12 protein-coding genes and 1 other RNA gene are annotated in these 12,543 nt (G+C 66.5%); 9 read left to right on the forward strand and 4 right to left on the reverse strand.

Annotation, left to right across the window (positions count from 1 at the left end):
- Positions 1-520: 520 nt before the first annotated feature.
- The 5 genes from PKE72_RS09255 to PKE72_RS09275 all read left to right on the forward strand — a co-directional run bounded on the left by PKE72_RS09255 (position 521) and on the right by PKE72_RS09275 (position 5,497).
- Entirely contained in the window at positions 521-2,203 is a 1,683-nt protein-coding gene (locus tag PKE72_RS09255; protein ID WP_271165094.1) for a methyl-accepting chemotaxis protein, read from the forward strand.
- Complete coding sequence (locus PKE72_RS09260) at positions 2,203-2,697, forward strand: chemotaxis protein CheW (RefSeq protein WP_271165095.1); 495 nt, start codon at positions 2,203-2,205, stop codon at positions 2,695-2,697. Before PKE72_RS09255 ends, PKE72_RS09260 begins: the two co-directional genes overlap by 1 nt.
- A 137-nt stretch (positions 2,698-2,834) precedes the next feature.
- Complete coding sequence (folE, locus tag PKE72_RS09265) at positions 2,835-3,431, forward strand: GTP cyclohydrolase I FolE (RefSeq protein ID WP_271165096.1); 597 nt, start codon at positions 2,835-2,837, stop codon at positions 3,429-3,431.
- 58 nt (positions 3,432-3,489) lie between these two features.
- On the forward strand, positions 3,490-4,647 hold the full coding sequence (locus tag PKE72_RS09270) for an acyltransferase family protein (protein ID WP_271165097.1): 1,158 nt from the start codon (positions 3,490-3,492) through the stop codon (positions 4,645-4,647).
- A 154-nt stretch (positions 4,648-4,801) separates the two neighbouring features.
- Positions 4,802-5,497 carry a sugar transferase gene (locus tag PKE72_RS09275; RefSeq protein WP_271165098.1) on the forward strand — a complete coding sequence of 232 codons (696 nt, stop codon included), beginning with the start codon at positions 4,802-4,804 and terminating at the stop codon, positions 5,495-5,497.
- 63 nt (positions 5,498-5,560) lie between these two features.
- Here the strand turns inward: PKE72_RS09275 and PKE72_RS09280 are convergent, their stop codons facing one another.
- Positions 5,561-7,429, reverse strand: a complete 1,869-nt coding sequence (locus PKE72_RS09280; protein ID WP_271165099.1) for a DNA polymerase III subunit gamma/tau — start codon at positions 7,427-7,429, stop codon at positions 5,561-5,563.
- 322 nt (positions 7,430-7,751) lie between these two features.
- Positions 7,752-7,847, reverse strand: an RNA gene (ffs, locus tag PKE72_RS09285) — signal recognition particle sRNA small type.
- Between the two features lie 49 nt (positions 7,848-7,896).
- Here ffs and nudC point away from each other — a divergent pair.
- Positions 7,897-8,817, forward strand: a complete 921-nt coding sequence (gene nudC / locus PKE72_RS09290; RefSeq protein ID WP_271165100.1) for an NAD(+) diphosphatase — start codon at positions 7,897-7,899, stop codon at positions 8,815-8,817.
- Between the two features lie 262 nt (positions 8,818-9,079).
- Here the strand turns inward: nudC and PKE72_RS09295 are convergent, their stop codons facing one another.
- Positions 9,080-9,802, reverse strand: coding sequence for a 3-deoxy-manno-octulosonate cytidylyltransferase (locus PKE72_RS09295; protein ID WP_271165101.1), 723 nt, complete (start codon positions 9,800-9,802; stop codon positions 9,080-9,082).
- A gap of 149 nt (positions 9,803-9,951) precedes the next feature.
- Here PKE72_RS09295 and PKE72_RS09300 point away from each other — a divergent pair, with 149 nt between their 5' ends.
- A complete protein-coding gene (locus tag PKE72_RS09300) occupies positions 9,952-10,671 on the forward strand; it encodes a c-type cytochrome (RefSeq protein WP_271165102.1) in 720 nt (239 codons plus the stop codon).
- A 78-nt stretch (positions 10,672-10,749) separates the two neighbouring features.
- Here PKE72_RS09300 and PKE72_RS09305 read toward each other — a convergent pair whose 3' ends face one another.
- Entirely contained in the window at positions 10,750-11,364 is a 615-nt protein-coding gene (locus PKE72_RS09305; protein ID WP_271165103.1) for a malonic semialdehyde reductase, read from the reverse strand.
- A gap of 185 nt (positions 11,365-11,549) precedes the next feature.
- Between PKE72_RS09305 and PKE72_RS09310 the strand changes: the two genes are divergently transcribed.
- Both PKE72_RS09310 and recR read left to right on the forward strand, forming a co-directional pair.
- Positions 11,550-11,879, forward strand: a complete 330-nt coding sequence (locus tag PKE72_RS09310) for a YbaB/EbfC family nucleoid-associated protein (RefSeq protein ID WP_271165104.1) — start codon at positions 11,550-11,552, stop codon at positions 11,877-11,879.
- Positions 11,879-12,481, forward strand: coding sequence for a recombination mediator RecR (recR, locus tag PKE72_RS09315; protein WP_271165105.1), 603 nt, complete (start codon positions 11,879-11,881; stop codon positions 12,479-12,481). The genes PKE72_RS09310 and recR overlap by 1 nt, the downstream gene beginning before the upstream one ends.
- The last annotated feature ends 62 nt before the right edge of the window (positions 12,482-12,543 follow it).

The raw sequence follows: 12,543 nt of genomic DNA on the forward strand, positions 1-12,543 counted from the left end.
CATCGTCCGCACCGCCTGGCGTTGGCATGCGGCCGAGCGGGACCGTCTTCCGACCTGATCGCGTTTGCGGCTCCAGCCGTATCTGACGCTGGTCGTTCCGAGCCAGAGACGTCGAACTACAGCCCAATCTGAAGACCCTCAGCCGCTAAGGGTAGGCTGTCGCGCCTCGCATCCTGCCTTTGGCGACCCTGGGCTGTAGTTCCGGGGTAGCGCGCCAGCGGGCTTAATATCGGGTAAGGGTATTAGAACTTAACGATATTTCGTTAGGTACACTTCCTTATGCGCCGCTTGAGGTCGGTTTAACCGTCCTCGGTAATGATGAGCCTTGGTTGTGGGATGATGCGTCCTGCGGATGGGCTCAGACGATGATGTGCGCGTCGAACGAAGAGGCTGGCGGTTTGGACCGTCGCCGACCCAGGTCCCAGTCGAGATTTCACACCATTTTCTATCCATGCCCGGTCGTCGCTGGGTCGGTCGTTTGCGTCATTCGTCATTGATCGTTTGCTCGGGGAGATAGGCCATGCGTTTCACCATCAAGGCCAAGTTGATCGTGACCTTCGGGTTGTTGATCGTGGCGATCGCCGTCTTGGTCGGCGTTTCTCTCAGTCACCTGTCGTCGCTGCACGCCGCGATCCATGACGTGGTCGCGGGGCCGGCCGCACAGTTGAGCCGTGCTCAGAGCGTGCAGACTGAATTCAGCAGCTATGTGAGACGCGAGCGCGGCATGCTGCTGACGACGGACCCCGAGGCGGTGCGGGAGTTTTCCGACGAAGTCGGTCAAGGCCGAGCCGTGCTGGAGGCGCTGTTGGCGCAAGGCCAGGCCGCCGCATCGGGCGACGCCAAGGCCGAGTGGGTCGCGCTGGCCAGCGCCTGGTCGGAGTACAAGCCGATCAGCGAAGAGATCCATCGGCTGGCCCTGGAGGGCGACAACGCCGGCGCCAGGGCGGTGATGATGACCGAGGCGCGGGCCAGCCTGTCCAAGATCGAGGAGACGTCTCACGGTATCGTGGTCAGCGACAAGGCGATGATGGCGAAGGCCGAAGAAGGCGCCAGGGCGGTGTTCGAGGAGGCGCGTATCGGGCTCATCGTCGCAGCGGTCGTCGCCCTGATCGGCGCGGTGGTCGGCTGCATCGGCATCACCCTGATCGTCCGCAAAGGCCTGCAACGTGCGTCCGAAGCTGTCCGCTCTGTCGCCGAGGGCGACCTGACCCGCACTGTGGTCATCACCAGCAAGGACGAGATCGGCGACATGCTGGGCGACCTCAACAGTATGATCGAACGTCTGCGCGGCGTGGTCGGCGACGCGCTGACGGCGGCCGACAACGTCTCCTCGGGCAGCCAGGAACTGTCGTCCTCTTCCGAGCAGATGAGCCAGGGTGCGACCGAACAGGCGGCCGCCGCCGAACAGGCCTCGGCCTCGATGGAGGAGATGGCCGCCAACATCAAACAGAACGCCGACAACGCCGCCCAGACCGAGAAGATCTCGCGCCAGTCGTCCAAGGATGCGGAAATCAGCGGCGAGGCCGTGCATCGCGCCGTCGAGGCTATGCGCACCATCGTCGCCAAGATCGGCATCGTGCAGGAGATCGCGCGTCAGACCGACCTGTTGGCCCTGAACGCGGCGGTCGAGGCCGCCCGCGCCGGGGAGCACGGCAAGGGCTTCGCGGTCGTCGCCTCGGAAGTGCGCAAGCTGGCCGAACGCAGCCAGACGGCCGCCGCCGAGATCGGCGCGGTCTCGGGCGACACGGTCAAGGCCGCCCAGGAAGCCGGCGAGATGCTGCAACGCCTGGTGCCGGACATCCGCAAGACGGCCGAACTGGTGTCGGAGATCAGCGCCGCCTGCCGCGAGCAGGACGTCGGCGCCAGCCAGATCAACGAGGCGATCCAGCAACTGGACAAGGTGATCCAGCAGAACGCCGGCGCGGCCGAGGAAATGTCGGCCACCTCCGAGGAACTGGCGGCCCAGGCCGAGGAACTTCAGACCTCAATCGCCTTCTTCCGCACTGAGGCGGCGGGAACGCCCGTCCGGGCTCCGGTCCGGGTGCGCGCGCGTCCTACGGCTTTCAAGGCTGCGCGGCCGGTGTCTCCCTTGATCTCGAGGCCGAATGTCCATGCCCAGCAGGCTAGGGCCAAGGGCTTTGCTCTCGACATGACCACGGGCGGCGCGGACGCCGAGGACATAGACTTCAGGGAAAGCGCCTGATGTCCGGGGCCGCCGAGGGCCAGTATGTCGCGTTTGGCCTGGGCGACGAGGTCTTCGCCGCTCCGGTCGGACTGGTGCGGGAGATCCTGACCTATCAGGCCCCCTCGCGCATCCCCAACGGCCCCGACTATCTGCTGGGCCTGACGGACGTGCGGGGTCGGGGCGTGCCGACGGCGGATCTGCGGATCCGCCTGGGCATGGCGCCGGTCGAACCGACGTTGAATACACGCATCCTGGTGCTGGACATCCCACTGGAGGATCGGGTGCTGAGTCTGGGCCTGGTCGCCGACCGGGTGTTCGAGGTCGCCGCCTTCAGCGCCGACCAGATCGAGCCTTCGCCTGACATCGGGATCAAGTGGCGTTCGGACTATATTTCGGGCGTCGTCCGTCGCGAGGACGGGTTCGTCGTCCTGATGGACCTCGTGCGCCTTCTGTCGACGACCGAGGTCGCGCGCCTGGACTCCGTTTCGCGCGAGGCCGCGCACGCAGCCTGAGCGGTCGGGGCTTATCCGGGGCGTTTGGAGCGGTGCGGAATCGCGCCTTGCGTACCCGCGTCTAAATCGGTCTCAGCAACGTAAATGAGGGGCGGAAGGCTTTCCCTTCTCCGCCTCGCATCGCTATTAGGCCCGCAATGACCGACGCTCCCCCCACCGCCCCCTCCGCCCGATTGACCCAGGCCGACGCCGAGGCTGCTGTCCGCACCCTGATTGAGTGGGCGGGCGACAATCCTGACCGCGAGGGCTTGCTGGAGACGCCGGCGCGGGTGGCGCGCAGCTATCGCGAGCTGTTTTCCGGCTATGAGACCGACCCCCTTTCCTATCTCGAAAAGACCTTTGAGGAGACGGGCGGCTACGACCAGCTGGTGGTGCTGAAGGACATCCGCTTCGTCAGCTTCTGCGAACATCACATGTTGCCGGTCGTGGGGCGGGCGCATGTGGCCTATCTGCCGACCGACCGCGTCGTCGGCATCTCCAAGCTGGCGCGGGTGGTGCGCGGCTTCGCCCGGCGCCTGCAGATCCAGGAGAAGATGACGGCCGAGATCGCCGAGGCCATCCAGACCGTGCTGAAACCCCAGGGCGTCGGCGTGGTGATCGAGGCCGAGCACAGCTGCATGACCCTGCGGGGGGTCAATGCTCCGGGCGCCAGTCTGACGACAAGTCACCTGATCGGCGTGGTCCGCGACGACCCGCGCACGCGCGAGGAATTCCTGCGTCTCGTGCGCCGCTGAGGCGCTTGCGGCCTGCGGCCCGGCTCTTGCGAGGTCGGGGTCTTAGGAGGCGTTTCCCGTGCCCTGGACCCTGATTTCGACCCGAAACGAAACAACCCCGATCGCGCGTGGCGGCTGGCTCGACGCCCTGCGTTTCATCGTGGCCTTCCTGATCATCCTGCACCACTATCAGGCTGCGGGACCGGTTCCTCTGGCCGAGGCCGTCCATCCGGTGTTCGAACGGGGCGGCTTCCTGCTGACCAACTTCTTCCTGATCGATTCCGGCTATGTGCTGATGCGGGTCTATGGCGCGGCGGTGGGGCAGGGGCGGATGTCGGCGGGCGACTTCTTTCTGAAACGGTTCCTGCGGGTCGTTCCGGCCCACCTGATCCTGGGTCTGGCCTTGGTCGCTCTGGTGGTGCTGGGGACGGCGCTGGGCGCCGCGCCGCGTAATCCCGAGTGGTTCCGCTGGGATCAGCTGCCGGCCCAACTGCTTCTGCTTCAGGCCTACGGGGTGCATGGCGGTTTGGGCTGGAACGCGCCGACCTGGTCGATCTCGGCCTTGATCGGCTGCTATCTGTGTTTCCCCTGGATCCTGCGCGGTCTCACGCGTCTGGGGCCGTGGGGCGCCTTGGGGTTTGGGATCGGCGTCTATCTGGTCGCCAACCAGCTGTGCTGGAGCCTGCTGGGTTATCCCGTCTACCAGATGCCCATGGGCTATGGTTTTGTTCGCGCCCTGCCGCTGTTCTTCCTGGGCATGAGCCTGGCCTGGTTCGCCCAGCAGGTCTGGATCGCGCCTCGTTTCGCCGGCTGGGCCGGGGTCGCCGCATTCTGCGGCCTGGCGATCGCCCAGGTCTTCGACAAGAATGCTCTGATCTCTCTGGCGATGATCTCGATCATCATCCTGGCTGCGGGGGCCGTGCCGGTGCGCCGCCCGTCGAAATGGGTCGAGACCGCCGCCATGGTCTCCTTTTCCATGTTCATTTCCAACGAGGTGGTCCGCATCGCCTGGTTCGGCCTGGTCAATGTCGCGGTCGCCCGTTTCGCCTTGTCTGAGCCGGTTCAGTGGGTTTTGTGGGGCGGCGGCGTCCTGGCGGCGGTCGCCCTCGCCTTCGCCTTCCACTTTATGATCGACGACTGGATTCAGTCGCGGATTCGTGTTCGGCTAAAGGCGCGGGAGCCAAGACACAGTCGGCCGAGTTCCAAAGCTGGCGCCGTGGTCTCGCTCGAGGGTTGATAAAACGGACAACGTCGAGGGCGGCTTCCCAAGTTGCCAATAGGTAACAGAATGGTGTCTTGGGGCGGTGTCACGGCATTTTATCTTGCAATGCAACATTACTCATCGCTTAACTGTCCCAAGGGAAGTTTGCAGGGCTAAGGAGGAGGCGGAGATGTATGACAGCTTGTCCAATCCGTCGCTGGCCGCGACACCGACGATTTCCGCATCATCTCAACCCCACGAGAAGATGTGGTCGCCGGCCTTCCAGCGCGGACGCGGGTCAGCCGCGTGCAAGCGCGCCATGGATGTAATTCTGGCCGGCGCGGCGGTTTTGGTTCTGCTGCCGGCTTTGCTGATGATCGCCTTGGCTGTGGTGCTCGAAAGCCGTGGCCCTGTGCTGTTCCGCCAGCGGCGCACGGGGCGTGACGGCAAGGTTTTCACCATCCTCAAGTTCCGCAGCATGACGGTGACCGAAGACGGCGAAAAGATCGCCCACGCCTCCAAGAACGACAAAAGGGTCACCCGCGTCGGCGCCTTTATCCGCGCCACCAGCCTGGACGAACTGCCGCAACTGCTGAACGTCGTCATGGGCGACATGTCCCTCGTCGGGCCGCGCCCCCACGCCCTGGCGCACGACAATCACTATGGCGCCCTGCTGCCGCGCTATGCGGACCGATTCGCCGTGCGGCCCGGCCTGACGGGTCTGGCCCAGATCCTGGGGCTGCGGGGCGAAATCCATCAGCTCAGCTGCATGGCCCGCCGGGTCGAGGCCGATGTGGAATACGCCGCCGGCTGGACCTTCCGCGACGATCTGCTGATCATCTGGCGCACGGTTCCGATGATCCTGAAGCGCGTCAACGCCTACTGATCACGGCGGGCTGATGTGGCCCGCCGCATTTTCAGGCCGATCCGCACGCCAGGCCTCTAGGCCTCAGTCTTCGTCGTCGTCCTCGGACGGCTCGGGGATTTCAGGCGTGACCACGGTCGGGGCGATGGTCTTGATCTCGCCCAGCTTGGCGCCGGGGAAGGCCAGCAGCACCGCCTTGATGAAGGGGTCGGCCTCGACCTTCTCGCGCTCGGCGGCCCGTTCCTTCTTCTGACGCTCGATCAGGGTCTCGCCGCCCCCCTGGCCGTTGGCGGCGATCAGCCAGGTGCGGCCGGTCCATTCCCGCAGTCGGCCAGCCAAGCGCCGCGCCAGTTCGACCGGCGCGCCCTCGACGCTTTCATAGACGATGGCGCCGGGCTTGAACGAGACGGGTTTGACGAACCGTTCGACGTCCATCTGCAGCCCGACTTCGCGTTTCTCGCCGATCAGGGCGACGACCTGTTCGAAGCTTTGCGGATCGGGCGGGGCGGGGGCCATGACGGGACGGGCGGCCAGTTGCGCGGATGTTCCACCGCCTCCGCCGGAGCCTCCGCCGCGTGGGGCCGAACCGCCGCCGAAGGGTTCGCCCGACTGGAGCCGCTTCAGCGCTTCCTCCGGCCCGGGCAGGTCGGCGGCGTAGGCTAGTCGGACAATGGCCATTTCCACAGCGTCGGCCGGATTGGGCGCACGGCGCACCTCGTCCAGGGCCTTCAGCAGCATCTGCCAGGTGCGCGACAGGGTGGCGGCCGGAATGGCGGCGCCCAGGGCGGCCAGCTTCTGCGCCTGGTCATTGGGCAGGCGGGTGGCGTTCGGACCCAGCATCTTGGCCACCGAGGCGGCGTGGCAGTGTTCCAGCAGGTCATTGGTCACCTGCACCGGATCGGCGCCGAAGCCGTAAAGCGTGCGGAAATTCTCCAGCGCCTCGGGCGTGCGGCCGGCCATGACGGATTCGAACAGGGCGATGGTCTGGCTGCGGTCGGCCAGGCCCAGCATGTCACGCACGGTCTCGGTCTTGACCATCTGACCACGCTCGGCCTGGACCAGGGCCTGATCCAGCAGGGACAGGCCGTCGCGGACCGAGCCTTCGGCGGCGCGCGAGATCAGGGCCAGGGCGTCCTGCTCGATCTTCATGCCCTCGCGCTCGGCGATCCGGCCCAGGTGATCGACCAGGATTTCGGGCTCGACCCGACGCAGGTCGAAACGCTGGCAGCGGCTCAGGATCGTCACCGGCACCTTGCGGATCTCGGTGGTGGCGAAGATGAATTTGGCGTGGGGCGGCGGCTCCTCCAGCGTCTTCAGCAGGGCGTTGAACGCCTGCGTCGACAGCATGTGGACTTCGTCCAGCACATAGACCTTGTAGCGCGCCTCGACCGGCGCATACCGGACGCTTTCCAGGATGTCGCGGATGTCGTTGACGCCGGTGTGGGACGCCGCGTCCATCTCCATCACGTCCATGTGCTGGCCGGCCATGATGGCGGCGTCGTGCCGGCCGTGGGCGGTCAGGGTCAGGGACGGCCGGTCGATGGTCTCCGTCTCGTTGTTCAGGGCGCGGGCCAGCAGACGGGCGGTGGTCGTCTTGCCGACCCCGCGAACCCCGGTCAGCATGAAGGCGTGGGCGATCCGGCCGGTCGAGAAGGCGTTGGTCAGTGTGCGGACCATCGCCTCCTGCCCGATCAGATCCTCAAAGGTGCGCGGCCGGTATTTGCGCGCCAACACCTGATAGGCGGACCCGTCGTCGACATGGGCCTCGACTTCGGATGGGGCGGGTTTGGCGGCGACCGGTGCAGGAACGGGCGCCGCGACCGGCTCAGGCGTCGCGGCAGGCTGGGGCGCAGCGGCAGGCGCGCCGAACATGTCGTCGGTGTTCTCGTCGCGCTCGACGACGTCGTCCTCTTCCCAGGGCGGGCCGTCGAGATTCGTGTCGCTGTCCGTCATGGGTGAAGTCTTACAGCGGGTGAGCGGCGGGGCGAAGAGATTCTCGGCGCCGCACGAGCAAGCCAGCATCTTCTTTCGTCATTCCGGGCGCAGCGCAGCGGAGACCCGGAACCCAGCGGCGCCGAAGGCGAAATCCATCCGCAGCACATTGTTTGTAGATCGCGTCCGCGACAGGTTTGCGCTCTCGCGCGCCGCTGGGTTCCGGGTCTTCGGGCCAAGAGGCCCTGTGCCCGGAATGACGAAAGGGGACGGGAGCGCTGGCGCAAAAGTCGCGCTCAAGCCGCGAGCGACCGCGTCGCGAGCGTAGCGCACCAAAAAAGAGTGAGTAGAGACCGCGCGACCCGAAGGGGAATTCGTTGTGGCTGCTGCCTTCCGGCCCTGACCAGATTGGCGAAACCTTCGCCCGCGCGATCTCCGAGACGGGATATGACGGGTGCGGCGGATGGAATCAAGGGTTACAAGGCCGCATGGCTCATCAGAACATCTTCGCCGGCAATCCGCTCGACCGCGCCGGCGACCTGCGCAACGATCCGGAATGGCTGGCCGCGCAGGAGGCGAACCCCGAAGCCCAGGCCCTGGTGCTGTGGGAGGGACGGCCCCTGGTCGAGGAGACGGCCGACGGGCCGCGCCTGGCCTGGCTGTCGCTGAAACATGCGCGCGACATCGTGCCGGACCGCGACGTCTTCCTGGGGCTCTGGAAGGACGCCCCGGTCTTCGCCATCGAGTTCGAGGGCTCCATCGACCCGACCGACGGCCCGCTGGGCGGCCTGGGCGTCTTTCACGAGATGCGCGGCGCTGCGGCTATGTTGCCGGCCCAGGATGCCGCCATGGCGGGCGGGGCCAAGAGCCTGTTCGATTGGCGGCGCAAACACGGCTTCTGCGCCAACTGCGGCACGCTGAGCGAGACGACCTCGGGCGGGTGGAAGCGGCGCTGCCCAGCCTGCGGGACCGAACATTTCCCCCGCGTCGATCCGGTCACCATCATGCTGCCGGTCTACAAGGGCGGGCCGGAGCCGATCTGCTTGCTGGGTCGCCAGGCGGCCTGGCCTGCAGGACGGATGTCGGCTCTGGCCGGGTTTCTGGAACCGGGCGAATCCATTGAGGAGGCCTGCGCCCGCGAGGTCAAGGAAGAGGCGGGTCTGACGGTGGTCGAGGCCGTCTATCACTCAAGTCAGCCCTGGCCCTTCCCGTCGCAACTGATGATCGGCCTGATCGCCGAGGTGTCGGACGATCAGGCCCGGCCCGACCAGACCGAGCTGGAATCGGTGGCCTGGCTGACGCGGGCCGAGGCGCGCGCGGTTCTTGCGGGCGAACACCCGACCCTTCAGGCCCCGCCGTCCTTCGCCATCGCCCACAGTCTGATCAAGGCCTGGGCGGAGGAGCGCTAGACGGAGGCCTTTCCATCCTATTTTTGAGAATAAACTCGTCCTGTTTCAATGGCTTGTGGTTTCGCATCGACTGTCTGCCATACACGGGTCTCATCGGGCTTATGATCGCCGCCGGGTCTTTGACATCGTTGCGCAACAGGAGCTGCTACGGGAAGTGCCGCCAGTGCAATTCTGGCGAAGTTATTTCGTTAATGAAAACAACACGGTGTTTCCAATTTGCACTCTATTGCACTGTTTTTCCGGAGTGCAGTTGCGTCGCCGTTCAAGCCAACGCCCGCGCCGCCTCCAGGTCGGCGGGATTGTCGACGGACAGGGGGGCTTCGTCGATGACGGCGGCCCAGATCTGCATCCCCATCTCCAGCGCCCGCAGTTGTTCCAGCTTCTCGCGCTTCTCCAGCGGCGACGGGGGCGCGACGCAGAAGCGGTTTAGCGCCGCACGGCGATAGCCGTAGACGCCGATGTGACGCCAGACGGGGGCGTCGCCGTACAGGGTCGAGCGGGTGAAATAGAGGGCGCGGGCCTGGCGCTCGTTCTCGGCCAGGGCGAGGACGGCCTTGACCACGTCGGGGTTGGTCCTGTCGGACAGATCAGCCTCGGCGGCGACCAGGGTGGCGATGTCGCAGCTCGGCTCCCCGTGCAGGATGGCGGCGCAGGCCACAGCCAGCCCTGGGTCGGCGAAGGGCATGTCGCCCTGGACATTGATCACGGCGTCGAAATCGCCTTCCGGGTCGATGGCGTCCACGGCGGCGCGGATCCGGTCCGAGCCCGAGGGCAGGTCGGGATCGGTCAGAATGGCCCGACCGCCGATGGCCTCAATGGCGGCGACGATCTCGGGGTCGCCGGCGGCGACGGCGACCGGCAGGCCCGAGGCTTCGGCCTGCTGATAGGCCCGCACGATCATGGGTTTGCCGCCGATATCGGCAAGCGGCTTGTTCGGCAGACGGGTCGCCGCCATGCGAGCGGGTATCAATATCAATGGATTCATGGCTCTGCCTCGATCTGTCCGCCGCCGCCGAAGATTTCGCGCCGGTTGCGAACCCCGCGCTACCGTGCCAGACGTGAACAGGCAAGGAAGGCTTCGCTGCGTAAGACGGCGAAGTTGGGAAACCTCTGGGACGGGATGAGACGACGCGCATGAGCGGCGATCTGAAATGGAACAAGATTTTCGGTGCGGCCCTGGGGACGGCGTTCGTCATCCTGGTCGTGCAACAGGCGTCGGGCCTGATCTATCATTCCGAGCCGCCGGAAAAGATGGGCTATTTCGTCGACGCGCCGGACGAGGCCGCGGGCGCTGAAGAGGCCGAGCTGCCGCCGGACTGGGGCACGGTCCTGCCGGCCGCAGACCTGGCCGCCGGCGAGGCCGCCTTCGCACGCTGCCAGGCCTGCCATAATGCGGCGCAGGGCGGGGCGGACGGCATCGGCCCCAATCTGTTCGGCGTGGTCGGCGGGCCAGTGATGCACCGAGCGGGCTTCGCCTATTCCGACGCCATGACCAAGCACAAGGCCGAGGCGCCGACCTGGGGCTATGACGAGCTGAACAGCTTCATCACCGCCCCCGCCCGCTACGTGCCGGGCACCAAGATGTCGTTCGCGGGCATTCGTGACACCCAGACCCGGATCAATCTGATCGCCTGGCTGCGGAATCAGGGTTCCGGCGGTTTCGCCGTTCCGGCGCCGGATCCGGCCCGTCAGCCGGGCGCTGCGGCCCCGGCCGAGGGTGAAGCGCCTGCCGCAGAGGGCGCGCCCGCGACCGAGGCGACCGGCGAAGCCCCGGCTGTGGGCGCGGCGCCCACGACCCAGCAGACCCCGGCTGCACCGCCCGCTGCGACCAGCGCAGCGCCGCCGAACAGCTGACATCTACTTCGCATGACCGGAATTGAAGCGGGGCGGCCTTTACAGGCCGCCCCGCTGTCTTTGGGCTGATCGCGAGGCTCAGAGGATCTGCGCCGCCTGGTCGAACGACAGGCGCGGCGAGCGCGGGAACAGGTTGTCGTCCGTGCCGTAACCGAGGTTGAGGATGTAGTTCGGCTCGACATTGCTGTCGGGGAAAAACTCGGCCTTCACGGCAGCGGCGTCGAAGCCGGACATGGGTCCGACGTCCAGGCCCAGGGCCCGGGCGGCGATGGTCAGATATCCGCCCTGAAGCGAGGCGTTGCGGAAGGCGCTCTCACGACGCGCGGCCTCGTCGGCGAACCAGGCCTTGGCGCCCGGCGCATGCGGGAACAGGGCGTCCAGATGCTCGTGGAAGTCGATGTCCTGGCCGATGATCAGGTTCACCGGCGCCTGCTGGGTCTTGGCGCGATTGCCCTCGCTCATCAGCGGGATCAGGCGAGCCTTGGCTTCGGGCGAGGTGATGAAGACGAACCGGGCAGGGCTGTTGTTCACCGCGGTGGGGCCGAACTTGGTCAGGTCATACAGTTTGCGCAGCAGTTCCGGCGCGACCGGGCGGTCGCTCCAGGCGTTGCGGGTGCGCGCCTCGGTGAAGAGTTGCGACAGGGCGGCGTCCGACAGCGGGGCGTCGCGTTGGGTGACAGCATCATAGGCCATGGGAAGGCGTCCTGAATACGAAAAGCAACAAGTGCAGGTGCTGATTTAATCGCTTCTGCAACTGCTTCAAGTGCGAATATCGCAATCCACCGTTTCCGATCGTGCGCCCGTCCTCGCAGCCATGACGAAACGGATGTGGCGAAACACCCCTGTCACACCGCCTGTCTTCGTCTTATCTAGGGGGAATGAAAGATCTGACCCAACTGATGCAGCAGGCCCAGGCGATGCAGCAAAAGCTGCAGGACGCCCAGGCGAAGATGGCCGAAACCTCCGCCGAGGGCTCCTCGGGCGGGGGCCTGGTGACCGTGGCTCTGAGAGGCGCCGGCGAGATCACTGCGGTCAGGATCGACGACAGCCTGCTGACGCCCGGCGAGGGCGAGATCCTGGCCGATCTGATCGTGGCGGCCCACGGCGACGCCAAGCGCAAGCTGGACGAGGTGAACAACGCCCTGATGCGTGAGGCCGCCGGCCCCATGGCCGGGATGAATATTCCCGGAATGCCGAAACTGTTCTGATGGCCGCCTCCGCCGGGCCGGAGATCGAACGGCTCATCTCCCTTCTCGCCAAGCTTCCGGGCCTGGGGCCGCGCTCGGCCCGGCGCGCGGCCCTGGCCCTGCTGAAGCGGCGCGAGCAACTGTTGGTGCCGCTGGCGGCGTCTCTGGCCGAGACGGCCGAGAAGGTCGTCTCCTGCTCGGTCTGCGGCGCGCCCGATACGCGCGACCCCTGCGCCATCTGTTCGGACGGATCGCGCGACAACGGCCTGATCTGCGTGGTCGAGGAGGCCGGCGCGCTTTGGGCCATGGAGCGGTCCGGCGCCTTCCGCGGCAAATATCATGTGCTGGGCGGCCTGTTGTCGGCCCTCGATGGGGTCGGCCCCGAACATCTGCGCATCGCCGAACTGGTCGGTAGAGTGAGGGGCGGCGCCGTGCGCGAGGTCGTCTTGGCCCTGCCCGCCACCGTCGACGGCCAGACCACCGCCCACTATGTCGCCGAACGCATCTCGGGCCCGGAGGTCCAGGTCACCTCCCTAGCGCGCGGCGTGCCGGTGGGCGGCGAACTGGACTGGCTGGACGACGGCACCATCGTCCAGGCCATGCGGGCGCGCCGGCCGGCGTGACGATTCGCCGGGATTGATCCCGGTCCCGAAACGCGCTGTGGTCGTCTTCAGATGTTCGTGGG

This window comes from Brevundimonas intermedia (genome assembly GCF_027922165.1).
Taxonomy (GTDB): domain Bacteria; phylum Pseudomonadota; class Alphaproteobacteria; order Caulobacterales; family Caulobacteraceae; genus Brevundimonas; species Brevundimonas intermedia.